At 53.3% G+C, this 25,343-nt stretch carries 16 protein-coding genes and 3 pseudogenes; 12 read left to right on the top strand and 7 right to left on the bottom strand.

All coding sequences use genetic code 11. From position 1 onward, the window contains the following. Nucleotides 1–3: 3 nt before the first annotated feature. Genes OOJ59_RS13300 through OOJ59_RS13260 form a run of 9 tightly spaced genes read left to right on the top strand, consistent with a single transcriptional unit; the run spans nucleotide 4 to nucleotide 14,313 of the window. Nucleotides 4–1,449: an SrfA family protein gene (locus OOJ59_RS13300; protein WP_047363971.1), complete on the top strand. Its 1,446-nt coding sequence runs from the start codon at nucleotides 4–6 to the stop codon at nucleotides 1,447–1,449. A 17-nt stretch (nucleotides 1,450–1,466) separates the two neighbouring features. Continuing rightward, nucleotides 1,467–4,535 (top strand): virulence factor SrfB, encoded by a 3,069-nt coding sequence (locus OOJ59_RS13295; RefSeq protein WP_040232067.1) that lies wholly within the window; start codon nucleotides 1,467–1,469, stop codon nucleotides 4,533–4,535. Continuing rightward, entirely contained in the window at nucleotides 4,535–7,249 is a 2,715-nt protein-coding gene (locus OOJ59_RS13290) for a putative virulence factor (RefSeq protein WP_094168642.1), read from the top strand. The genes OOJ59_RS13295 and OOJ59_RS13290 overlap by 1 nt, the downstream gene beginning before the upstream one ends. Beyond that, the gene (locus OOJ59_RS13285; protein WP_226809244.1) at nucleotides 7,243–8,262 is read left to right on the top strand and encodes a hypothetical protein; all 1,020 of its coding nucleotides are present in this window, start codon (nucleotides 7,243–7,245) and stop codon (nucleotides 8,260–8,262) included. Before OOJ59_RS13290 ends, OOJ59_RS13285 begins: the two co-directional genes overlap by 7 nt. Beyond that, the gene (locus OOJ59_RS13280) at nucleotides 8,259–10,226 is read left to right on the top strand and encodes a vWA domain-containing protein (protein WP_040232062.1); all 1,968 of its coding nucleotides are present in this window, start codon (nucleotides 8,259–8,261) and stop codon (nucleotides 10,224–10,226) included. Before OOJ59_RS13285 ends, OOJ59_RS13280 begins: the two co-directional genes overlap by 4 nt. Beyond that, the gene (locus OOJ59_RS13275; RefSeq protein ID WP_047660990.1) at nucleotides 10,226–10,951 is read left to right on the top strand and encodes an ABC transporter ATP-binding protein; all 726 of its coding nucleotides are present in this window, start codon (nucleotides 10,226–10,228) and stop codon (nucleotides 10,949–10,951) included. The genes OOJ59_RS13280 and OOJ59_RS13275 overlap by 1 nt, the downstream gene beginning before the upstream one ends. After that, nucleotides 10,941–12,155, top strand: coding sequence for an ABC transporter permease (locus tag OOJ59_RS13270; protein WP_040232058.1), 1,215 nt, complete (start codon nucleotides 10,941–10,943; stop codon nucleotides 12,153–12,155). Before OOJ59_RS13275 ends, OOJ59_RS13270 begins: the two co-directional genes overlap by 11 nt. Nucleotides 12,156–12,205: 50 nt before the next feature. After that, nucleotides 12,206–13,774 (top strand): formylglycine-generating enzyme family protein, encoded by a 1,569-nt coding sequence (locus OOJ59_RS13265; protein ID WP_040232056.1) that lies wholly within the window; start codon nucleotides 12,206–12,208, stop codon nucleotides 13,772–13,774. Nucleotides 13,775–13,809: 35 nt separating this feature from the next. Next, on the top strand, nucleotides 13,810–14,313 hold the full coding sequence (locus OOJ59_RS13260; RefSeq protein ID WP_040232055.1) for a hypothetical protein: 504 nt from the start codon (nucleotides 13,810–13,812) through the stop codon (nucleotides 14,311–14,313). A gap of 59 nt (nucleotides 14,314–14,372) precedes the next feature. Here the strand turns inward: OOJ59_RS13260 and OOJ59_RS13255 are convergent, their stop codons facing one another. Further along, nucleotides 14,373–14,828, bottom strand: coding sequence for an IrmA family protein (locus OOJ59_RS13255; RefSeq protein WP_094168643.1), 456 nt, complete (start codon nucleotides 14,826–14,828; stop codon nucleotides 14,373–14,375). 533 nt (nucleotides 14,829–15,361) lie between these two features. Between OOJ59_RS13255 and OOJ59_RS13250 the strand changes: the two are divergent. From OOJ59_RS13250 to OOJ59_RS13240, 3 genes and pseudogenes are all read left to right on the top strand, one after another. Continuing rightward, nucleotides 15,362–15,604, top strand: a pseudogene (locus tag OOJ59_RS13250) (transposase); the annotation flags it as partial. 230 nt (nucleotides 15,605–15,834) lie between these two features. Beyond that, on the top strand, nucleotides 15,835–17,175 hold the full coding sequence (locus tag OOJ59_RS13245) for an IS110 family transposase (protein WP_008786676.1): 1,341 nt from the start codon (nucleotides 15,835–15,837) through the stop codon (nucleotides 17,173–17,175). A gap of 16 nt (nucleotides 17,176–17,191) precedes the next feature. Then, a pseudogene (locus tag OOJ59_RS13240) lies at nucleotides 17,192–17,805 on the top strand (IS3 family transposase); the annotation flags it as partial. Nucleotides 17,806–17,970: 165 nt separating this feature from the next. Here OOJ59_RS13240 and OOJ59_RS13235 read toward each other — a convergent pair. The 6 genes and pseudogenes from OOJ59_RS13235 to OOJ59_RS13210 all read right to left on the bottom strand — a co-directional run. Continuing rightward, nucleotides 17,971–18,975 carry a LacI family DNA-binding transcriptional regulator gene (locus OOJ59_RS13235; RefSeq protein ID WP_003029591.1) on the bottom strand — a complete coding sequence of 335 codons (1,005 nt, stop codon included), beginning with the start codon at nucleotides 18,973–18,975 and terminating at the stop codon, nucleotides 17,971–17,973. Between the two features lie 29 nt (nucleotides 18,976–19,004). Then, nucleotides 19,005–20,405 carry a sucrose-6-phosphate hydrolase gene (locus OOJ59_RS13230; protein WP_040232051.1) on the bottom strand — a complete coding sequence of 467 codons (1,401 nt, stop codon included), beginning with the start codon at nucleotides 20,403–20,405 and terminating at the stop codon, nucleotides 19,005–19,007. Continuing rightward, complete coding sequence (locus tag OOJ59_RS13225) at nucleotides 20,405–21,775, bottom strand: sucrose-specific PTS transporter subunit IIBC (RefSeq protein WP_000345204.1); 1,371 nt, start codon at nucleotides 21,773–21,775, stop codon at nucleotides 20,405–20,407. Before OOJ59_RS13225 ends, OOJ59_RS13230 begins: the two co-directional genes overlap by 1 nt. A gap of 137 nt (nucleotides 21,776–21,912) precedes the next feature. Further along, the gene (locus OOJ59_RS13220; RefSeq protein ID WP_003029587.1) at nucleotides 21,913–23,430 is read right to left on the bottom strand and encodes a carbohydrate porin; all 1,518 of its coding nucleotides are present in this window, start codon (nucleotides 23,428–23,430) and stop codon (nucleotides 21,913–21,915) included. 165 nt (nucleotides 23,431–23,595) lie between these two features. After that, entirely contained in the window at nucleotides 23,596–24,519 is a 924-nt protein-coding gene (locus OOJ59_RS13215; RefSeq protein ID WP_047359077.1) for an aminoimidazole riboside kinase, read from the bottom strand. 249 nt (nucleotides 24,520–24,768) lie between these two features. Continuing rightward, nucleotides 24,769–25,215 (bottom strand): annotated as a pseudogene (locus OOJ59_RS13210) (IS3 family transposase); the annotation flags it as partial. Nucleotides 25,216–25,343: the final 128 nt, after the last annotated feature.

Genomic DNA, 25,343 nt, shown 5'->3' with positions numbered 1-25,343 from the left:
ATAATGCGAAATTCGATTCAGGGACCACTACTTCGTACCGGAAATAACTCTTCATTCAAGGCGCTGGGTGAAACGGGCTATCCTGTTTTCAAGATGGCCTTCCAGCTACGCGAAGCCATCTATCGTCTTGATGCAGGGCGCGATCTGGCCCGTCATCTGGCTATCCCGCAAAACGATCAGGGCGGTGACAGAACCGACTGGTACAGCAGTTTTCCCGGCGATGTTATCCCGTGGAGCGGCGCAAGCGAAGCGGAGCGAGAATCGGCGCGCCAGCAATTTAATGCGTTTCAAATGGCAGTGCAGTCACTAAGCGAACAGCTGCTCAACGCGGAGCAAAGCGGAACCGGCGGCGATCGTCGGGTCTTTGCCCAGTTGCTTAAATCTGTGACCCATTTCCCCGATTATGAGTTTGTCTATCTCGTTAATGGAACGCTGGTGATCACCTTTTGGGGGTTTGTCCACCCGGAAGGGGAACAACGTCACCCGATGCATTGGCTGAGTTCATCGTCCGTTCCCGCCGCCGCCCTCGCGGCCGTTCCGCCGCAGGCCAGCGCCACGGAAAAAACCGTCGAACCCGCTCCCGCGCCCTTTGTTGATATTCGAACGCGCCGCTGGCGCTGGCGTTGGTTGCTATGGCTACTTTTGGCGTTACTGCTGCTGGCGCTGCTGTTAGGGCTGCTCCGCGGCTGCGCTCCTTCTCTTTCCCTGCCGGGCCTCCCTGGTCTTTCTGCGGATAAAACCACGGTCACCGCTGAACCTGTGGCTACGCACCCGGCCACCAGCACCCATGACGTGGCGATCAGGGGGTCAGAAACCGCCGTTGGCGCTCGCGCCGTACCCGGCATTGTGGAAGGGTCAACCGCGGACGCGCATCCTGCGCTGGATTCAACGGTGCCCGCGATGCCTGCCGACACATCTGACAGAGCGGTAGACGGCGATGCGCCGCCGCCGGCTAACGCAAATGAAGCCAGCGTAGAACCGCCACTGCCGCCCGGCGTACAGGATACCCACGACGAGCAGACGCCTCCGGGCGTGACTCCGGTAACCGCCCCGCCGCTCGTTGCGCCGCAGGGCGAACCGTTAACCCTCCCGGCCACGCTGCCGGACGGCCCGGCGAAGTTTCTTAACGGCGAATGGCGCGTGAATGGCGGTATTCAGGACAAGCACACCGGACGCCCGCTCCAGCTGCAATATAATTTTGACCAGGGCAACGGCACCGTCAGCGTCCGCCAGTCCAGCGGCGTAACGTGCCGTGGCCCAGCCAACGGTAACGTGCAGCAGGGGGCGCTCAACATTACCAACCCTGAGCAAATGACCTGCAGCGATGGCTCAAACTTTATTGTGCCGACCATCGAGTGCAAATCACCTTCCGCGGGTCATGCCGATTGTATTGGCAGCAACGATGGGGAAAAAACCTTCCCGATTCGTATGCTTCAACCTAATTCCTGAACAGGGACGAGATAACTATGTTGCCCGAGATTGTATCTTTTGATCGTCAAGTAACCCTGGTAGGCGACTCCGGGATCCAGTTTATGGATTTTGGTTTGTCTCCAGGACGTTTGCCCGCCGGTGAATTTGTTAAATTAGCCAATGGCGTATTGACCCGTTTAATCTACAACGAACAGCGTGATTACTATTTTTATCAGCCCAGCCCGGCAAATATCGAGAAGGCTAAAAGCCAGTACGATATTCCCGTTGAGCAGAGTCTTAAGCTGTTTGACGGGACATGGTTGCCGCTTCCCCTACTCCGTTTTAGCCCGCCTGACGTCTATCAGGAAGGGCCGCTAAACTGGGCGCGTTTTCGTATCGTCAAGCTGGACAAGCCTGATATGGATGGGCATAGCCATCGAATGACGTTGGCTATCGATACTCGCGTAATGGCCAAACAGCAGGCCGCCGCCGACCTCAGCCCGAACCAGGAAGATGTCAATGCCGGGGCAACCTTTGCGGTGGCGACAGCCACCTATGCCCTTAACTGGTATCTCACGCAAGAGTGGATTGTCGACTGGCTGAAAGAGGTATTTAAAGAGGCGAGCAAAGGCCGGGATATCGACGAACGCGAGCAGGAGCTTAACCAGCAGTATCCGCTGGCGCACTACCTTAACCTTCTTTCACTGATGGCGATTCCCGTCGAAGGTTTGCAAAGTCAGACCGCCCCCATCATTGAATTGCCGCATTTCAGGGTCATCGCCAATCGGGAAACTAACGCTATCAAGCCTATTCCCGTTGATTTGATCCTCGATGTCGGTAACTCACGCACCTGCGGTATTCTCATTGAAGATCATGGGCAATCAGGTTCAGGTATGCAGCACAACTATGTGCTCAAATTGCGCGATCTTAGCGCGCCGGAACATGTTTATACCGAACCCTTTGAAAGCCGGGTCGAATTTTCACAGGCCTTCTTCGGCAAAGATCACTGCTCGGTGCGTAGCGGCCGCCACGATGCCTTCCAGTGGCCGACGATCGCTCGTATCGGCGGAGAAGCGGGTCGTTTAGCGGCGCGCCGAAAAGGCAGCGAAGGTTCAACCGGCCTCTCCAGCCCTAAACGTTATCTTTGGGATGAAAAATATTACGGTCAGGGCTGGCGATTTAACGGTAGCTACGTGCAGGACAGTAATCCACTCGCCACCGCTGCGCCGTTCGCGAATCTGATCGATGAACGGGGCGAGGCGTTACACACCATCGAAGATGAGATGGATCGCATCCCGGTCTTTACGCCACGCTATTCTCGCAGTTCTCTGATGACCTTTATGCTCGCGGAAGTATTAACCCAGGCGATTAGTCAGATTAATAGCCCGGAACAGCGCATACGTCAGGGACACGCAGGTATTCCGCGTCAGCTACGCCATATTATTCTGACCGTGCCGCCCGGTATGCCGATGGCTGAACGTTGCGTACTGGATGACCGTATGCGTCAGGCGGTCGGTTTAGTCTGGAAAGCGCTACGCTGGCACAACGGCGAAAACGATCCTTATGAGGATGAGCAAGAAGATCATAGTCAGACAAACATTAAAATTCCGCTGCCAAAAATCAGGGTCGAGTGGGATGAAGCGTCCTGCGCGCAGTTGGTTTATCTCTACACCGAGATAAACCAAAACTTTGCCGGTCACCCGGAGTCGTTTTTCGACGCCCTTAGCCGACCCGACAGCACGCAACGTGAAAGAATATCCATCGCATCTATCGATATCGGCGGCGGCACCACCGATCTGGTCATCACCGATTATCATCTCGATCGCAATGGTCATAGTGGGGGCGGCGCTAACGTCCATATCATCCCGCAGCAGCGTTTTCGCGACAGTTTTAAAATTGCCGGCGACGATATTCTGCTAGATGTCATCCAGTCCTATGTGCTTCCAGCCTTTGAGCAGGCGCTGCGTGAAACGGGGGTCATATCCGTTGAGACGCTGATGTCTCAACTGTGCGGCTCGCAAAATATTAGCGCGGCGGAATCCGTGCTGCGCCAGCAGCTCACCCTGCAACTCTTCGTTCCCCTCGCGTTGCACATTCTGGGTAAATACGAGCAATTCGATCCGCTGGACGAGCAAACGCATATCGTGATTAACCAACGTGTCGGCGATCTACTGCCGGTAGGTTCTCTGCGTGATGAAGTCGAGGGCTTTGTTCGCCGCGAAGTACAAAAAGCTGGTGGCCCGACCGATTTCAAACTGGCGGAGGTAATGCTCACTCTGCCACTCGCCAGAGTGCATAACGATTTGTGCTCGGGTAAGTTCAACATTGATAAAGTGCTAACCGCGCTGTGCGAAGTGCTGAGCTATTATCATTGCGACCTGCTACTGCTGACGGGCCGCCCTTCGCAGCTGCCGGGCATTCAGGCAATTATCCGTCGCAACCTGCCATTGCCGCCGGGGCGTATTTTACCGCTGCACGGTTATCAGACCGGCACCTGGTATCCGTTCCATAAAAATGGCCATATCGACGATCCGAAGAGCACCGCCTCCGTTGGCGCGATGCTCACACAGCTGTGCGCAAATCACAGCATTCCTAACTTCCATTTCCGTACCTCGGCGCTGAAGCCTTACTCAACGATTCGCCATATTGGCACCATTGATATGGATAACCTGATTCGCAGTGCCGATATCGTTTATCGCCATATCGAATCGGAGAACGGGCAGATAAAACTGCCGACATTCACCGACGAAAATGGCGAGAACACCACGCAAAGTATCATCATGCGTGGCGATTTGCGGCTGGGTTATCGTCAACTGGATGCCGAACGTTGGGCCGCCGCACCGCTTTATACCTTACGTTTTAGCGAAGAAGGCCGTAAGAAGTTTTCCGCCGCCTTCTCCGTGGATAACGGTTCACCGTACCTGAAAGTGAGACTGGCTATCGACAAAGGCAAACGGGCGCGCCAACTGGGCTTAATCAGCGATCGGCTGATGATTGCGGATATCACCAGCAACACCGATAAGTCATTCAGCAAGCGTGATGTAGATCTGGAACTCAATACCATGCCCGATACGGGGCTCATTGATAGCCGACACTGGCTCGATAGCGGGAGTGTTAAAAAATAATGAATAGCGATCAAAAATCTCTCACTCAGGGTTGGGCAGCTATCGCTCAGGGCTGTCAGGACGCACTTGGCTGGGTTGATGCAGTGCGTTCCGGTTCACGTCGCCTCGACAACGAGGCGGATAAACTCAACCTTAGCTTGCTCCGCACGCGTAACCAGGCCAATAGCCTGACGTTGGTCGCCAGAACGCCAATGACCGTCGGTTTTTTTGGCATTTCTCAGGCCGGGAAATCCTATCTCATCTCCGCGCTGGCAGCGGGCAGCAATGGTTCACTGGAAGCCCTTTATGGCGAACGGCGCGTCGACTTTATCAAAGAAGTGAATCCCGTCGGCGGCGGTAAAGAGGCCACCGGCCTGGTCACCCGCTTCACCCGCCAGGCCCCCGCTGCGCCTGCGGGCTATCCTGTGCCTCTGCGCCTGTTCAGTGAAATCGATCTGGCCAAAATTCTTGCAAACGCCTGGTTTAATGATTTCAACCACGAGCAGCTGAGCTTTCAACTTGATGAAGCCAGGGTTGAAGAGCGACTGCGCCCCTTCCTACAACTCGCCACACAAGCAAAAAGCTATAACGGCGTGAGCCAGGAAGATGTGGTTGCCTTATGGGATTACCTGAACGCCTCGTTCAGAAAATCGGTTGAAAAACTTGAACACGCCTATTGGCCGCAGGTGTTGAAAATTGCCCCTGCGCTGAGTCCTGGTGAACGCGCAGAGCTATTTTCTTTATTGTGGGGAGAACTGCCGGCCCTCACCGAGACCTATCGTTCATTAGCCAATGTGCTGACCAAACTCAATCATGCCCGGACGGTGTTCGCCCCGCTGGAGACGCTGATCGATCACAGTAATGGCAGCATTATGAACGTCGACAGCCTTAACCGGCTAGGCTCCAGCCAGGATCGCCACGTGGAGATCCGCTACTGGAAAGAGGAACAGCAAATCGGCAGCGCCAGCTTAACCCAGGCGGAACTGGCAGCGTTAACCACCGAGCTTATCTTCCCGTTAGCAGAAGTCGAGGCCGACAGCGTCGTGGAGCAGGTCGATCTGCTTGACTTCCCTGGGTATCGCGGGCGTCTTAAAATTACCGCACTGGAAGAGGCCGGTAGAGAGGGGCTTAATCCCATTTGCCAGCTTCTGCTGCGCGGTAAAGTCGCCTATCTGTTTGAACGTTACACCGATAATCAAGAGATGAACGCGCTGGTCGTGTGCGCCAGCTCCGCCAAACAGAGCGATGTTGCTGACGTCGGTCCGGTATTAAACCGCTGGGTAGAAAAAACGCAGGGTAAAAGCGCCGAAGAACGTCAGGGCCGTAACCCTGGGCTGTTCTGGGCCATCACCATGTGCGATATGCGCATCAACAGCAGTCTGCAACTCACCACCGAACAGTTAAAAGAAGGCTGGGAAGGTATGCTGCACATGACCTTGCTGGAGCGTTTCGCCCAATATGATTGGCTGCAGCAATGGGCGCCCGGCCAGGCGTTTAATAACTGTTTCCTGGTGCGAAAACCGGGGCTGGATAATCCGTTCATCGACCTAAAAGACGGTACAGAACAGGAGCGAAACAAGGAAGCGTGCATCACCGAGCGCTATCGCCAGAAGCTCGACGAAATGGGCAGCACCTTCATTAGCGCTAAAAACGTGCTGCAACACGTCACCGAGCCGAGCAAAGCCTGGCACGCGATGCTCGAGCTCAACGATGGCGGCATGGGACGCTTAACCAAAGCGCTGCGCGGCGTCGCGCATCTGGAATTCAAGCTGGCACGTTTGCAGCAACAACTTGAGCAGTGTCGCGAGGAGACCGGCAATCGCCGCCTGGGCCGCTGGTACGAAAAAGACGGCGACGGGCAGCTCGTGAAAAAACAGGCCATCGCGAAAGAGCTATGGCAGGGGCTGTCCGCCTGCTCCCACAGTATGGGAGAGCTAATTAATCGTCTGGATCTGCCGACGCAGGAGCTTAATAACATCTATTTAAGCATTCGCGACCGCAACCCGGAACCGTCAAGCGATGGCGACAGCCTGGCGGCAAACGCGTTTACCGCCAGCCCATTTGGCAACAACCCCTTCGGTGATAACCCGTTTGGCAGCGATCCATTCGCCGCCGCACCGGCTGAAATCGCCGTGGTTGACGCGCCAGCGTCAACTGCCCAGGAAAGAGTCGGCCAGGACGATGATTTCGCCCATCAGGCGTTTAAAGCCTGGGTCGCGCATCTGCGTGAACTGCCGCAGCAAGCGCCGCAGTGGCATCAGTTGGGGATGAACAGCGAACTGATTAATCATCTCAGCGAAGAATTGATCACCGCAGCCACGCGCCTCGATCTGGAAGGCACGCTGAAACGCGCGCTGGCGGGTCAGGAGCAAGCGGGTACGCGGCGTGAACATCTTATGGCACGCCAGGTTCTGCGAGCCCAACTGACTATGCGTGATTTTATCGCCTGGTTTGGTTATCTCACTCTACCGCCTGAAAAGGTGCCCAACAGCTACGTTGGCGAGAAAAATAAAGTCTTCCTGCGCCAGAAACCGCTGATGAACGACGAGCTGCCGCAGCTCGCCGCCGTTGCGCCGCAGCCGGGTGTCTCTTATCTGGGAGACTGGCTATCCGCCCTGATGAGCGTCGTACTTGATAACGCTGGTCATAGCGCCACGCGCGATATTTCCGTCGAACATAATCGCCAACTTGGTCAGATTATCAGCCAATTAAAACAAGAGAACATGCCATGCTAGCTAAAATCATCGCCTGCCAACCGGCAGAGCCGGGTACCGCACAATTGATGGTTCGCCTGCGCGGCGAAACTGCGGTGCTGCCCGATCTGACCTTTACGCTTTGTAATAACGAGCAGAACTATCTGCAGCCCGATGGCAGCTGGAGCCCTGCACAGCACTGGTTTACTGTCAACGGCGGTTACTCCCTGGCCAACGGCAGCGGCTTTCGTATCGGCCCTACTCTACTTGACCCTTTGCTGGCAAACGCAAGCCAGGTCCAGATTCAGATCAAGCTGGCTTCAGGAGAAGTGCGCAATACCACCCTCCAATTGGTGCGTGATGAGTTGCTCTCTTCTGAAGCCAGGGGCGCGACGGGTAATTACAGCAGCAGCAGTATGCTGGCAACCCCAGAAACCGACTCCGCACCAGTGGCCATCGTAGAAGCGCCCGTCGCAGAATCTGAAACCATTGCGCCGACCATTCATGCCGAGCCGCAGCCGCAACAAAAACCTGCGGCTTCCCGCCTCCCGCTCATCATCCCCGCCATCCTGCTTTTAGTGGTGATTGCTGGCGCGCTTTGGTGGTTCATGGGCCGGGACAAAGGTCAGGAGGTGGTCCCGGCGGTACAAGCTCAGCAAGCCCCCGCCGCCGCCGCCCCTGAAGCGACGAACACCGAGCCTAAAGCCCCGGCTGGCTGTTCCGCACAGAGTTTAGACACGCTGAGCGAGCTTGAATTCGTGCAGACGTGCGTTCAGGAAAAACTCGATAGCGATAAACTGCTGGCCATTATCCAGTCAGCGAAAGAGGCGAAGAAATGCGGCGTCGCCCAGCGCCTGTACGCAAATCGCGCGCAGGGCGGCGATACCAAAATCGCCCTGATTTACGCCGGTGAGTACGATCCGAAATACCATCAGGCAAGCGAATGTTTCAAAGAGGCGGATAAAGATACCGCGGCCTATTGGTACGAAACGGTACTACAATCAGAACCCGAGAACCAAACGGCTAAGCAGCACCTTGAGGAGCTAGCAAAATGACCCGGACTTTTTTTTGCCGTCTGGCGCTGCCATTATGCGGCCTGTTGTTCAGCGGGCACCTCTTTGCCGCCGAGGGCGATAAACCGCTGCTTCAGGAAGGGAAGAAAACGCTATACCAGCGCATCCTGACGACGCCAGGCTGTAAGCTTAGCGACAACGCCGGGGATGAAAATGGGCAGCTTCAGCCTGCCTTTAGCAGCCTTTATGTTTATCAAAAGGAAGAGGCTAAGGGGCAAAGCTGGCTTAAAGTCGGGCCGGATAGCTATGGCAAAACCCTTGGCTGGTTGCCGAAATCCTGTACCGTAGACTGGAAAATGCAGCTGACGCTGGCGTTTACCAACCCGGCCAACCGCGATCGGTTACTCTTTTTCAAAGAGAAAGAAAGTCTGGATAACATTCTTTCTGCCCCCGATCCTGTCTCTCTGGTGGCGCCGCTGCGCGCCAAATTGAAGCGTGACGGCCACGCTGAAGGTATTCAGGCCCAGGAGCCGGAATATTTTGTCGATCTGCAAAAGCAATTTTATCTGCTGCCAATCCTGAGCGGCGAAGAGGTCATGACCGAAGATGGCTTCTATACGCGCCTGCTCAACGTGGCCTCCGTCAGCAAGGCGGATGATAACGCAGCGGCAAAACAAGATAACGACGTAAACCAGTTGAAAGGCTTTAACGCTTCGGTGGTGTTCGTTATCGATTCAACCATTTCAATGGGGCCGTATATTGAGCGCACTAAAGAGGCGGTCAATAAGATCTACGACAAAATTAAACAAGAGCATCTGGATGGGCAGGTCAAGTTTGGTTTGGTCTCTTATCGTTCAAATACCAAAGCCGTACCGGGACTTGAATATAACACCCGCATTTTCGCCGACCCTAACCAGGTCAAGGACGGCGCGGATTTTCTGCAGAAAGTCGCCGATCTTAAAGAAGCGAAGGTCTCAAGCTCTTTATACGACGAGGATGCCTATTCCGGCGTGTTATCAGCTATTGATGACATTGACTGGAGTCCATTCGGCGCCCGCTATATGGTGCTGATTACCGATGCTGGCGCGATTGAGGGCAGCAATAAACTTTCAGGAACCGGCCTTGATGCCAGCCAGCTCCGTCTGGAAGCCGGTAACCGCGGCATTGCTATTTATACGTTGCACCTGAAAACCGCCAGCGGCAAAGCAAACCATACCAAAGCCGAGGGCCAGTACCGCGATCTCTCCAATTTTGATAGCACGCAATCTAACCTTTATCAGGCGGTGAATGCAGGCGATATCAAAATGTTCGGTCAGCAGGTTGATGCCCTGGCGTCAGCCATTACGGAACAGGTGAAAGCCGCCTATATGGGGGATGCCGCCATTGGCAGCGCGCTGTATGCCAAAGATGAGGGGCAAAAGCTCACGGCGGAGCAGAAATTGCTCCAGGATACGGCGTTAATCGGGCATGCGATGCAGTTAGCCTATTTGGGCAAACGCAACAGCACCCAAGCCCCGTTGGTGTTCCAGGCCTGGATTAGCGATCGCGATCTGATTAAGCAGAACATCCCCACAACAGATGTTCGCGTGCTCTTAACCAAGGGACAGCTGAGCGATTTAAGCGATGCCGTCAGCCAGATTCTGAAAGCCGCTAATGAAGGGATGATCTCGCCCACTAAGATGTTTGAACAACTGCGCACCGTTGCGGCAACAATGGGGACCGATCCTAACCAGTTGAAACAGCAAGACAGCGCGAGCATCGGCGATCTTGGCGTGCTGGGCGAGTATCTGGCCGATCTTCCCTACAAAAGCGATGTGCTGAATCTCGATGAAGAAACGTGGAAAAGCTGGGATGGGCTGTCACAGGAGAAATTTATCCGCACACTGTCATCCAAGCTGCGTCACTATCAAAAATATAATGCAGATGTCGACCGTTGGGTCGAGCTGGCGCAAGGTAGCGATCCGCGCGATCGCGTGTATCCTATCCCACTGGAAATGATGCCCTGATGCTGCACATTGAAGACTTGTGCGTGGTTCGTGGTCAGGATCATCAGGCTCACCGTGTTTACCTGCCGCAGCTTTCGCTGCGGCCAGGCGAGGTGGTGGCGGTAACGGGTGAAAGCGGCTGCGGTAAAAGCACGCTTCTGGAAGCCATTGGTTTAGTGTTGCATCCCAGCAAAATTGGGCGTTTCACGCTCAGCAAAGGGACACAGCAGCAGGATATTGCCGCGTTGCTTCTGGGCGAGCGACATAATACACTCGCTGCGATTCGGGCACGCGAACTTGGCTTTGTATTACAAAACGGTGGCCTCCTTCCCTACCTGAACGTCAAAGATAATATTCTCTTGCCGTGCCAGCTGCTGGGAGCCCGCCCTGACAGCACCATGCTGGATAGGGTCATCGACACGCTAAAACTGTCGCCACTACTGGCAAAATATCCTACCCAGCTCTCCTTTGGCGAACGGCAGCGCACCGCTTTTGCGCGCGCGATATTACATCGCCCGGCGCTGGTACTGGCAGATGAACCGACGGCGGCGCTCGATCCCTACAATGCCCAGAAATTATTTAGCCTGTTTATCGAACTAGTCCGTCAGGAAGACATGATGGCGCTGGTCGTTTGCCATGACTGGCCTCTGGTCAAACACTTCAATTTACCCTGTTTAGCTGCGCAGCCAGAATCGCTGACGGCGTCATCACAGAGCGAACGGGGAGGTACTTACTTTGTCCTTTAATCGTGCAAGACTGCTCGGTCGCCTTGCAATGCAAGACCTGTGGCACGATCGCATCATCTCTTTTTGCATCGTCTCCTCTCTTGTTGCGGTCATCGCCCCTTTACTGCTCCTTTTTGGCCTGCGCTTTGGCATTGTGAACCAGTTACAAAACGATCTGGCCAACGATCCCCGCAATCTGGAGATCCGCATGTTGAGCAGCGGAAGCTACGATCAGCACTGGATCACGCAGCTACGGCAGCGGCCTGATGTCGGCTTCGCCATCGGGCAAACGCGCTCGCTCAATACGCTGACTGACTTGCAGACGGACAGCACACATTTTATTGAAAATGCGGAAGTCATTCCGACAGAGGCTGGCGATCCTTTGCTCGGCACGCAGGTGCTCCATCATGACCATGAAGTTGTTATTACTCAGGAAGCGGCACGCAAGCTGGCGGTGAAAACCGGTGATACGCTCACGCTACGCGTGAGTCGTATGCTCGATGAACGCCGCGAATGGGGACGTAAGCGCGTGACCGTGGTGGGGATTTTGCCAGCCACCTATTTTAATCGCCCCGCTATCTTTACCCGCCCCGCGTTATTAATGGCTCTTGAACATTTTCGCGATGGCTATGCGGTAACAGCGTTAGGGGTCGCCAGCGGCGCTCAGCTTAACGGTAACGCGCCGCGCTACGCCCGCGCAAGGTTGTACGCACGCGATATTGACCATGTCGCCAGCCTTGAACGCGATTTGCGCGCCCAACGCATCGAAACTACCAGTCGGCTGGCGGATATTGAGAATGTAAAAAGCATTAACCGTGTGTTGGGCATCATCTTTAACACGATCGCCATCACCGCGCTCATTGGCTGTATCGCCTCGTTAATCGGCTCGTTTATCGCCAATGTCGATCGTAAACGTAAGCATATTGCTGTACTTCGTCTGCTGGGCTTCACGCGACCAGCCGTAGGCGTTTACGTCATTAGTCAGGGCACTTTGCTCAGCCTGATGGCCTATATAGGCGGTTTTGGCATCTATTTTTTAGCCAGCCAGATATTTAACCGGGCGCTGTCCACAAGCCAGGCCACCGGTCAGATGATTTGCAAGATAACGCCCTTACACGGCCTTATCGCCCTCTTACTGACGCTGGTTGTGGCGACGCTGGTTGCCGGTATCGGTGCCTGGCGCGCGATCCATATTGAACCTGCGCAGAGCCTGCGCGAGGCATAACCCTTATTTTTTTAATTTGCCCTAAGCATCTATTTTAGCGGAGATCGTTCATGGCCTTTACTCCTTCCACATTATCGCGCTGCCTGGCGCTAGCCCTGCTGGTGAAGATCTCCCCCGCGCTGGCAGAACCGTGGGCAGAGAAAACCTATAATCCGAAGCCGGATAGCGATGACGTGATTTTGCCTATGCCCTGCGAAGGTTCGATGGTATTTCGTCGGGTAGAAATTCCAGTAGCCGGTCCTCTGGATGATATTCCCATCACCTTAGGGGAAGATGGCGGTGAATGGGGCTTTGTGGAACACAGTTATCCCACGTTTATCGCCGGTAGCTTTACTGAAACGCCCCAAAATAAAGGCCGTTATTATTTAATGGCGAAATATGAGCTGACGGCATTGCAATATCAGGCATTAACTTCCGATACTTGCCCGACACCATCGCGTAAACTTAGCCTCCCTCAAACCAGCATCAGTTGGTTTGAGGCCGTTAATTTCTCCGATAAATATAACCAGTGGTTACGCGCAAACGCGCTCGACAAGCTGCCGAAAGAAGATAACAAGCCAGGTTTTTTACGACTGCCCACCGAAGTAGAGTGGGAGTTTGCCGCGCGCGGCGGTCTGAAAGTGGATACCGCACAGTTTCGTGATTCCCGTTATCCGATGGACGACATCAAAAATTATGAGTGGTATTCCGGTTCGCAGTCCTCAAACGGGAAACTTCAGCTCATCGGTCTGTTAAATCCTAACCCGCTCGGCCTGTACGATATGTTAGGCAACGTCTCTGAGATGATGTTTACCCCCTTCTACCTCAATAAAATTAATCGATTGCATGGCCAGGCTGGCGGTTTTGTGGTGCGTGGCGGCAGCGTGATGTCCAGTGAGTCGGATATCCGCAGCGCTAGCCGTAAAGAAATTAACTATTACGATAATGCCCAGCCTTTTACCAGTAAAACAATGGGCCTGCGGTTGGTGCTGGTTTCCCAGGCAATTACCTCAACGGACCGGGTCAAACTTCTTGAGAAAAACTGGTCGACTCTCGGTGATGATAAAACGGGCGCAGAGAGCAGCAAATCCGGGTCCAATGATACGGCGAAAGCGTTAGGTAGCCTGGCTTCTGGCGTTGAAGACGGCGAGCTGAAGAAAAAGCTGAAAGATCTGGAAAACCAACTTCGTGCCAGCAACCAGCAGCAGCAAGAAGAAAGAGCACAGTCTATCCGCGCCAGCCTGAATCTGGGCTCTTTTCTCTGTACCAAATTACAGGACGATGGTCGTTTCCTTGACTTCCTCAATCACAATTATGAGCTGCTGTGCAAAGATAAAGACAGCAGCGATGCCAACTGTGCCATCCGCAAAAATAAGCTGGCGGAACAAACCGATCGTCTACAGCAGCTAACGAGCTACTACGCCAGCAGTCTGGTGGATTCCGGCACCCTGTATGGGCAAGCAGGGCTAAAAGGCGAAGTGAACGTGTTCAATCAGATGCTGACGCTGAATAAACGTCTTTCCGGTCTTAAGCCGTTCCTCGCTGCTCATTGGCAGAATCAGCAAAAATACCTAGCGAACGGCAAAATTGATACAGCTGGCTGGCTGGATACCTGCAAACAAGTAAAGAACGGCCACTAATCTTAAACATGTCAGTTTATAAAGGAGTAAGGAACGTGAAATTAACTCTACGAATTGCAGCGTTGACCATTGTCTGTATGTCACTCAGCCAGACAGCTTTAGCTGCGTCTTACAGTGCGGAGGATCAGGAACAATTAACGCTGGAATGCCTGCTCACCAATAATAAATACGCCAGCGCCTTTATTGCGCAGGATAGCGCGGGATATGCCCTGGGAACCCAGTCTGCTCCGACTGCTGAGCTGAATCTTGTCACTAATCAACCGGGGGTTAACGCCTACTATAATTCTCAGATGATCGCCGGTGGCTCGCTTTACTGGATACGTGTCGTCAAAGGCCCCTATGAATATATTGTTTACGATAAAGAGCAGCACGGCGATATGTCAGGTGTGGTTGTCACAAAAAAAGGGAAAAGAATCTTCCACAAAGATTGCAAGGAACCTATCAAGGTGGGTACACAAAACGATGGCAGCATCTTTAGCCGAGTTGCGCAAGAAGATACAGAAGGCGATCGTATTATCGATTTAATCAACAAAGCATAAACGCTTATTTCGTCGTAATGGGGATGTATATCTATCATCCCCATAGAAGGCAGCTAAAGCTATCCGCTTTTTTGTACGCTCATTTTTAATGGTTGATAATATTGCGGATCAAACATCGACAGTGGCAGAGCATGGACTGAACCATCCGAAGACGTTTCCTCAACGTGGGTAATCACGATGTTGGCTGTATTTTCAACCGCATCACAGCTGAATTCAGTTGCCGAAAGGGTTGAGCGAGTTGCACTGCTATCGCCAAACGGCTGAACATCAAGAGTTCCTTTTTCCAGAACGGCTCCCGATTTATCAGTTAATTGTAAGCTGACTGTCAGGTTATTGAATGTCCCATCACCGCCGTTATCCAGCCGGAATACCAAAGAACACACGCCCTGCACCCAACTGCTATCCGTATTACGAATACTAATATACCGATGGTCATTCTCCGCACTCACTGCGGGGCCAACCATGCCGCCACAAAGTACGGCCAGCAATAAGCTGCATAATGTTTTCTTAATCATAATCTTCTACGCCCTCATTCCTCACGCCGCCTCACAAAATTCTGTTCTCTTCCCCGATACGTATGTCGGTTTTAGCCTATTTCAGTGCCAACTCAATCTGTTCTATTGCTTTCTAAGCATATTGTAATGAGCTATATGGTTAAAAAATAGTAATACACTAAACAAACTAGCACTTCAATTTAAAAGCATTACTCACGAAAAAAAATTAGAGCGATAATTAGTTCGTTAAAAATAATAACATTACAAAATTAGTAATATCTATTCTTTCTTGTTGCTTGTAGAAAAAACAGCCTAATCAATAGACCCTATGCAAAATTCATTGAGATGGACCATTTTAGTATATGAACGGTTTTGCTAACGTCATTAATCGTTATTATATAAAACGTTGTTTTGTTTTCCTACGTATACCTAATGCGGAATATAAGGAAATAGCATTCTATAAAGATATTGGTGAAGAATAATTAATGAGTTGAATCGCCACAGGTTTAACAGACACCTCAGAGTCATTTAAGATGGCTTAAAGAGAGGTGCCCATGAGCGGTAAGCGTTATCCCGAAGAGTTTAAAATTGAAGCAGTCAAACAGGTTGTCGATCGCGGTTATTCTGTTGCCAGCGTTGCAACACGTCTCGATATCACCACCCACAGCCTTTACGCCTGGATAAAGAAGTACGGTCCGGATTCTTCCGCTAATAAAGAACAGTCAGTTGCTCAGACCGAGATCCGCCGTCTCCAGAAAGAGCTGAAGCGGGTTACCGACGAACGGGACATATTAAAAAACTGTCCATGGGTGAAACCCCGTCCTGAGTCTCAGAAACTCCCCGGAAAAGTTGGCAGGCTAATTTAGCGAAGGAAGCGGCCGTCGGCCTTTTGGTGGTATGACCCCGTAAAAAAACATGGTTCAGGGACTGTGGCGGATCCGGCAGTGGTGACTTTGATCCCGTTCAGGAAGGTGATTTCTCCGTCGTCCCCTCCTTCGTTCATTGAAAAATGAGCAAGGAGATTTCCATGAAAAAATCCTCCCGAATGTCTGTTATCCATCCTCATGCTGCGGGCGTTGATATTGGCGCTGAATTCCACGTAGTCGCCGTTCCACCGGATGCTGACGCCGAGCCGGTCAGAACTTTTCAAAGTTTCACTGGCGACCTTCATCGGATGTCCGACTGGCTCAAAACCTGTCACATTACGACCATTGCCATGGAGTCCACTGGCGTTTACTGGTTGCCTGCTTTTGAGATCCTTGAGGCTGCGGGTTTCAATGTGATCCTTGTTAATGCCAGAGACGCAAAAAATGTTCCCGGTCGCAAGACTGATGTCAATGACGCACAGTGGCTGCAGAAGCTGCATTCATTTGGCCTTCTTCGGGCCAGTTTCAGACCTGAACACGACATTTCCGTACTCAGGTCTTATTTGAGACAACGGGAACGCCTGACTGAATACCGGGCTGCTCATATCCAACATATGCAGAAGGCGTTGATGCAGATGAATGTTCAATTGCATCATGCCGTATCGGATATTACTGGCGTTACCGGTCTTTCAATCGTCAGAGCTATTGTCAGTGGTGAGCGCGATCCTTCAGTATTGATCCAGTATCGTGATGTCAGATGTAAAAAGACGCCAGAGGTTCTTCAACAGGCACTGACAGGGAACTGGCAGCCTGAACATCTTTTTGCACTTGAACAGTCGGTGGCATTTTTCGATTTTTACCAGGAAAAAATCCGTGAGTGTGATGATCAAATCGAAACTTCATTATTGCAGCTCAGCACCGGAACTGAAGAGCCTGAAGGAGTATTGCCCTCCGCCAGACATCGTACAAAACAGCCCAATCAGCTTTCCTTTGATGTCAGGCCATTACTCTGGAAAATTACCGGAGCAGACCTGACACAGATACATGGGTTCGGACCTTATCTGGCACTAAAATTCGTTGCCGAATGCGGTACTGACATGAATCGCTGGCCGGATGCGAGCCATTTTACCTCGTGGCTGTGTTTGTCCCCGGGGAATAAGATCTCCGGTGGAAAAGTACTGTCCTCGAAAACACGGCGTTCATCCAGTCGAATTGCTGCTGCACTAAGACTGGCAGCCACAACAATTGGCCGGAGCGATACAGCGCTGGGTGCTTTTTATCGTCGATTATCATCCCGTATCGGGAAAGCAAAAGCAGTCACTGCAACGGCAAGAAAACTGGCAATACTGTTCTACAATGCCCTTAAATACGGTCAGAAATATGTCGATCCTGGCGCGGATTATTATGAAGAGCGCTACCGTAATCGCGTACTCGACGGGCTTAAACGAAGGGCAAAATCACTGGGTTACTCTCTCCAGCAAGATCCCGAGTTATGCGTGTGAACCGGGAGTTTCTCAGGAAGGCTACCGCGCTCTTGATGTCAGACTCCCTGAACAGTTCTCATTAATCAGGAAACTCAGAGCGCAGTATCCTGTGGTCACACTTTGCCACGTGTTCGGGGTTCATCGCAGCAGCTACAAATACTGGGGAAAAAGCCCCGAAAAGCCAGACGGCATGCGAGCTGTGTTACGCAGTCAGGTTCTGGAACTGCATAACATCAGCCATGGCTCTGCTGGCGCAAGAAGTATCGCGATTATGGCAACCCTGAAAGGCTTCAGAATGGGACGCTGGCTTGCCGGAAGGCTCATGAAAGAACCGGGTCTGGTGAGTTGTCAGCAGCCAACCCACCGGTATAAACGTGGTGGTCATGAACACACCGCTATCCCGAATCGCCTTGAGCGACAGTTTGCAGTGACAGAACCGAATCAGGTGTGGTGCGGCGATGTGACGTATATCTGGACAGGCAAGCGTTGGGCTTACCTTGCTGTTGTTCTCGATCTGTTCGCAAGGAAACCTGAGGGTTGGGCAATGTCATTCACACCGGACAGCAAGCTGACATCAAAGCGCTGGAAATTGCGTGGGAAGCTCGCGGTAAACCCGCCGGAGTGATGTTCCACAGTGACAGTAATAATGCCGGTGTCAGTCTTTACCACCACTCAGTTTGCCGTTTAAACCGATTGGTGTGATTACTGATGCAGTGAAGACCTATCCGCATCACATCACTACAAATATTGATTTTTGATTGTTGGATTCGCACCAGATTTCACCTCTGTAGGGTATTCAAAAATGCTCAGTTATTACTGATGCCTAAACTGCAGCGTTGCGGGCAGGTAGCGTTGTAGCGTTTCGGGCGTATCGCCCTCGATCAATTGGCTTATCAGATCATAGCAGTGCCAGGCCAACTGGCGGTTATCCTGCTGTACGGTATCGATACGCAGCGACAGCGAATCATAAAGATAGTGATCGTCAAAGCTCGTCAGATGGATATCTGAGTCGAGTAAATGGTGCTGGCTCATATAGCGCAGTACCCCTTCGAGCAGTCCACAGGCGGCAGTGAACAGCGCCTTAGGCGGCCGCCCAAGTCGCGCGCAGAGTGCGGCGAACATCTCATAGCCTGAGCTCGGGTGGTAGTTACCGTTAATCACCCATTCCGGGCGCAGTGCAATACCCGCCTGAGCCAAACCCTGCGTGAAGCCGGTCAGACGATCGCGTGAAGGCGACAGACGCGACTGACCGCCTAAAAACCAGAACTCATCGCTATGCTTAGGTGCAATGCGGGAAATCAGTTCCGCCGTTGGGGTAATCGAATCAGTCATCACCAGCGGCAGCAGGCTTTCATTAGGACAACGATCAAACAGCACTACTGGCAGTTGTTGGCTGAGCTTAAGATAGTCGGCATCGTTGTGCATACATGAAGCGACGATCAGACCGTCAACCTGGCGGGAAATCATGTTATTGACCACCACGCTCTCCTGACCGGGGTTTTCATCAGTACAAGAGATCAATAGCTGGACGCCTGCTTCGCGGCACAGCATTTCCAGCTCATGTGAAAAGACCGCAAAGCCGTGGTTGGTGATCTCCGGCACCACCAGTCCGATGGTGTGGCTGCGGTTGTCGCGCAGCGAGCGGGCGTGAATGCTTGGCTGATAGTGCTGCTCACGGGCAATCGCCAGTACTCGCTCACGCGTTTCCTGCGCCACACGCAGCTCCTTACCACGACCGTTCAGTACTAGGCTGGCGGTCGCTTTTGAGACGCCAGCCTGTTCGGCGATATCTTTAATGGTTACGCGTTTAGTTTTCATTACGACGCCATGAGCTTGAGGCAAAACGCTTATTCTACCATGCAAGTTCGCAGCGGCCAGTAGCAGAATGCGTCCGGTGTGATGCCGGAGAACATTAGCTGCCCTGAACAGGCCGGGAAGTAGCGGCAGCTCATCACTCCTTCGCCGCCGTTGATGAAAATCTCCACGCTAGACTGGTCGATGAAAATATGCAGCGAGCGGACGTCTCCGCGCCAGTAACGATAATGCTTCTCGTCGCTGGCCAGACTGGGTCGGGCCAGGCGGATCCCGCTGGCATCGCGTTCAAGGGTTAATGCGCCGTCAAAATCGAGGCTCAAAATATCGTCCCCAGTGGTTTGTAGAACGATTTCCATCGGTGCCAGCGGCAGGGAGTTCCCTGCCCAGCCGTGCGCTTCGCCGCGCAGGGCGCTCAGCTCTCGTAGAGGACGTTGGTATAGCTGACCATCGATAAACTCCAGCTCACGCAGGCAGGTCATCTGATGGATCCAGCCGTTGGTGAGGGTCGGTTGAAGCATCTCTTCGCCCTCCGGCACGCCCATCCAGCCGACCAGCAGACGGCGGCCATCACTGGTAAGCATGGTTTGCGGGGCGTAGAACTCAAACCCTGCGTCCAATTCGTGCAGTTCGCCATGCTCGAAGGCCGCGCGGTGGTAGTCGAAATCGCCGCTCATCCACACTGCCGGGTAGGTGTTGAGATAGCGCTCTTTCTCACGAGGCACGCCCTGCGGGCAGCAAATCAGGACATGCTGGTCGCCGAGGGCAAACAGGTCCGGGCATTCCCACATATAGCCCGCGTCGTCCAGGCCATTGATGCCATAACCGGCGATTTCGCCCTGACTCGTCCACTCATGAAGGTCCGCTGAGCTGAATAACAACACCTTGCCACGCTTTTGCAAATCCTGTGCGCCCAGCACCATGTACCAGCGACCTTCGTGCTGCCAGACTTTCGGGTCACGCACGTGGCCGGTATAGCCCTCCGGCAGCGGTAATACCGGGCCGAGTTTGGTAAACGTGCCGTCGGCATTTTCCGTCGCCAGGCACTGCCACGCGGTTCGGCTGCCGTCGTCAAATTTTACGTTGCCGGTATAGCACAGGGTGAGCGTGCCCTGACTATCCACGGCGCTGCCGGAGTAGCAGCCGTTGCGGTCATACTCTTCATCCGGCATGAGCGCGATCGGCTCATGTTGCCAGTGCAGCAGGTCGGCAGAGCTCCAGTGCCCCCAGCACTTGAACTTATGATCGCAGGCGAGCGGGTTCCACTGATAAAACAGGTGATAACGTCCGGCAAATTCAATAAAGCCGTTGGGATCGTTCATCAGCCCGGTCACCGGCGCATGGTGCCAGCGGGGATAGTGGCTGTCGGTCAGCGCGCGCGGCTGGCCCTGCATAACAGCCTGCAAAATCGCAGGCAGGCGTGATGGATGTGACATTATTCAGCGTCCGTTTTGTATTTCAGTACCAGGGAGACGACAAAGGCGACGCCAAAGGCGATAACCATCCCGATAATGTAGTTCAGCAGCGAGCTGGCCTGCACGATAGCCATGCCAGGGATAGCCGTCAGGCCCACCGCGGTCATGTAAACATGCATGGATACCACCCACGCGCCGCCCACCGCGCCGCCAATCAGGGCTGCGATAAACGGTTTTACAAAGCGTAAGTTAATACCAAAAATCGCCGCTTCGGTGATGCCGAGCATGGCAGAAAACGCCGAGGGCAGGGTAATGGCTTTGATTTTGGCATCTTTCGTTTTGAACCACACCGCCAGACAAGCACCGCCCTGAGCGACGTTGGCCATCGCCCAAATCGGCAGCAGGAAGTTGACGCCGATGGATGGGTTGCCCAGCAGTCCCGCTTCGATGGCGTGGAAGCTGTGGTGAATACCGGTAATGACGATAACCGAATAGAGACCGCCAAACAGCAGTCCGGCCAGCCAACCGGCGTGGGTAATCAGGGTGCTGAGGACAAACGAAATACCGTCGCCAAGCGCGCGACCAGCCGGGCCGATAATCAGCAGGGCGATAAAACCGGAAATGATCACCGTCAGGAACGGCGTCAGGATCAGATCCAGTGCATCGGGGATCACGCGACGTAGCTGTTTCTCAACGATGCTCATAAACCACACCGCCAGCAGCACCGGGAACACCGTGCCCTGATAGCCGATCATGGCAATCTCAAGGCCGAAGAAGTTCATGGTGTGGAAACCGGCGGCCACACCCCAGGCGTTGGTGAGCGCCGGGTGAGTCAGGATGCCGCCAAGCGTCGCGCCAAGATAAGGATTACCACCGAACTCGCGGGCGGCGGTGAAGCCAATCAGAATCGGCAGAATAATAAACGCCGCTGAGCTGCACATATCCAGCATGATGTAGATGGCGTTACCCGGGTCGACCCAGCCGTACGTTTTAACCATCCCCAGAAGGCCCATCAACAGGCCGGAGGCGACGATAGCCGGGATGATCGGCACAAAGATGTTCGACAACAGGCGGGCAATGCGCTGGAAAGGATTCAGTTTTTTCGCCGCAATGTCGGCAGCTTCCGATTTGCTGGATTCGCCAATCCCTGCCGCCTGGATAAAGGCGGCGTAGACTTTGTTCACCACCCCGGTGCCGAAGATAATCTGCATCTGTCCGGCGTTACGGAAACAGCCCTTCACCCCATCAATTTTGCCGATGGCCTGCTGATCGGCCAGTGAGTCATCGACCAGCACCAGGCGCAGGCGTGTGGCACAGTGCGCGGCGCTGGCGATATTTTCCTTGCCTCCCAGAAGCGGAAGTAGCGAGCGGGAAATCTGTTCAAAATCCATAGTACCCTCTGAATGCGTATTGATTTTCGAGTTGTCGTCCCGTGGTAGCCGGGGCGCATTCTCTTCGTTGTTATTGTGTCCGGGGCGACGAAACGTATTTTGTCGCCCCGGCGGTTACTGTCGCCAGGTGTTAACCATCAAAACCAGGTTTCCATCTGCATCCCGAACGACCATTCGCCGCCCGATTTAAAACCACTGCTGCCCAGCGCGTCATCGCTGGCGTAATTATTGAGTTTTTTGCTCCAGTCCATCCACGAGGTGTAAAGACGGATTTCAGGACGGCTGAAGAAATCGCCGATGTCGCCAACCTTAAAGGTCGGGGCGAAGGTGAGCTTGTAGAAGCTGCCGTTTACCGCATGGCGATCGTTATAACCTTCAGGTTTGAGATCCATATACTGGTAACTGCCTTCATAAGCGAGGGCGAAGTTTTGATTGATCTCCTGGATCAGACGCATGTTGAGGGTTGCCCACTGGTAGCTGTCGCCATCGACATAACGGTCTTTACTGGTTTGTGCCAGTATCGCCGGGGCGATAAACCAGTTCTTGCTCAGTGGCGTGGTGCCGTAGCTGGCGAAGCGCCAGGTGTTAGCCCCCGAGCGTAACGCGCCGTCAGAGCCGACACCTTTAACTTCGGCACCCAGTCCGTGACCGTAGAGCAGGGCGGTTTTGCTGGCACCTTCACGCAGGCCGTAAAAACTGTCGTTGTGCAACCCGAGCAGCGCATGTACACCGGTATTTGCCGCATCGCCTTTGACCGGATTACCGTTGGTATCCTGGCGTTCGTCGTTGTCTTTTGCCCGCATCCCGCTGACCATCATCTGCACCGGCCCGATGAAATTGTTCATGCTGACGATGTAGTTCTGCACACTGTTGCTGGTATCAGCAATATCGCCGAAGTTACGCCCGTAAAGAGAGAAGTTGCTGCGAACGCTGTCGTTCCACCTGACATCATAAATACCGCCGCCGGTACCGGCGAGGAACACGACATCCGAGTCGATCCAGTGAATGTCAAAGTTATCCCGGTCAAAGCGTTTCCCGGCCCACAGGGTGGAGCCTTTAAACGGCCCGTCGAAGGTGGGCAAGTTGCCCAGTTCAACAAAGGCCTGACGCACGTTCAAATCACTGGTGCTCGCCGTCCAGTCGTTATAAGTGGTTTGACCGTCGGCGACCATGACTTTGAAGCGGGTCGTTGCCCCGTTATCCAGGGTCTGCTTATGTTCAAGATTCATTTCAACATAGGTATCGGCCTGGTTTCCCAGGCGGCCAATAGCCCCACCGGTTTCCCCTGCTGGCGTCATGTAGGCTCCGGATTTGGTGCTGGCGCCGGAGTCATTCATTATCACGCCGGAGCGGGCGTAGCCGTGGAACTCAAACCCGCTTTTCTCATCGGCTTTTTTCTCCAGTTTGGCGGTACGCTGAGCCACTTCCTGAGTGCTGTCCTGGGTTTTTTGTTGCTGTGTCGTGAGCTGCTGTACTTTCTTCTCTGCCGACTCTGCGCGGGTTTCTGCCGTTTGCGCTCTGTTTTCGGCATCCTGTAAGCGTTTTTCCAGCGCAATTAAACGGGCTTCGATACTGCTGAGATCCGTTTGTGCATGGGCTGAGGCGGCGCCGGTTAGCAAAGCGATAAGAACCGCGAGTGTGCTTTTTCTGAACATATTGATTGCATCCCAAAAGGAAAATAAAAAATTGTGTGTCTTTGCTAAACCGGTTTAGTTGCTATGTTAAGCACGACATTTAACATTTTGAAATTGATTTTGCTAAACCGGTTTAATAAGTGTGATGGATGCAACAAAGTGGACCGCGTACGACGGTATTTAGGATCAAATCTGGCGGTGTAGATCGCGCTGGTATGGCAGGGCAGTCATCGCGCCTTTCGCCAGGGTTGCCAGGGCACCGCAGGTTTGCGCCAGAGCGAGCGTTGGCTCCAGGGCATTGATATCCGCCGGCATCCCGTTGGCAGCAAGGCTAGCAAGCAGTCCGGCGACAAACGCATCGCCCGCACCGGTGGTATCCACGCTGACAACCGGTTTAGCGCTGAAATGGGTACACTTCTGCTGAAAAGCGGCAAGCACCCCCGCTTTGCCCCGCGTCACCAGTAGCAATTCCGGCTGATAGCGCTCTGTTACGCTGGCGATTCCGTATGCTAAATCTTTACTGCCGCTGATGAAGACCAGCTCCTCTTCCGATAGCTTTACCACGTTTGCCATGGACAAAGCGCGATCGAGGCAGGCTTGCAGCAAAGCCTGATCCTGCCAGAGATCAGGACGAATATTAGGGTCAAAGCTGATCCGACCGCCGACAGACTTGATGTTCTCCATAGCCGCGAAGGTAGCACTGCGGCTGGGCTCGGCGCTGAGCGCGATGGAGCAGACGTGCAACCACTGTCCGGCGGCAAACTGTGGCAGGTCTTCTTCAGCCAGGAACAGGTCAGCGCTGGGGCGTACCATAAAGGTAAAGGTGCGTTCACCTTGGTCATCAAGGTCGACCACCACAGTGGACGTGCGGTGATGATCGTCAAGATACATATGGCTGACGTCGACCTGCTCCTGTTGCAGGGTATGACGCATGTAGCGGCCAAACGGGTCACCGCCGACGCGGCCGATAAATCCGCTGTTGCCGCCAAGGCGGGCAACCCCTACCGCCACGTTAGCCGGCGCGCCTCCAGGGCACTGTAGCAAGCGCCCTTCACTCTCCGGTAGCAGGTCCACCACTGCGTCGCCCAGAACCCAAACTTTTGCTTTCATGCTAAAACCCTCCAAGGCTAAACTTAATTAAACCGGTTTAGCATATTAAATCACAATGAATGAGTGGGTGGAAAGTTCCAGCCGGAAAAGCGCTGCTCAGGGCATAAAAACGTGAGCCGCCTTACGAAATAGAATTGATTCGACAGCTGTGAAGACTTACGTCCTGGACACAAATGGATCCTGGATAAATTACCATGCAACTTGATGAAATTATTATGTTTTATCTTATTTTGAATAGACCTCAGTTTCCTAGACGGTTCCGTGCCTCATGAACCAGGCACTTTCATAAATTGCAGGGGGTTGATCCTCACAGGCACTGTGGCGGCGTTTAGCATTATAAAACATCTCTACATAATCGAAGATATCTGCCTTCGCTTCTTCCCTGTTTTTATAGATCCGTCTCTTTATGCGTTCCCGTTTTAGCAACTGGAAAAAGCTTTCTGCCACTGCGTTGTCATGGCAATTACCCCGACGACTCATGCTGCTTTTCAAATTGTGAGATGCCATAAAATGCTGGCACCTTTCGCTGGTATATTGAGAACCCTGATCTGAATGGATTAATACTTCTGCTGTCGGTTTACGTCGCCATTCCGCCATCAATAATGCATCCATCACTAATTCAGCGGTCATTCGTCCTCCCATGCTCCAGCCTATAACCCGACGTGAGAAGAGATCGAGAACAACAGCCAGATATAACTGTAAGTATCCCGCATAATCGTGCCATTCACATTTAGAGACCCTCCGGCATAATCACTCTGCCAACAAAGGAGATCGCTATGCGTAAAGCCCGTTTTACTGAGCATCAGATCATTGCTGTAATTAAA

The organism is Citrobacter sp. W9 (assembly GCF_026719375.1).
Taxonomy (GTDB): domain Bacteria; phylum Pseudomonadota; class Gammaproteobacteria; order Enterobacterales; family Enterobacteriaceae; genus Citrobacter; species Citrobacter werkmanii.
Note: the sequence above shows the minus strand (reverse complement) of the source record. Positions and strands in the feature narration are given on the sequence as shown.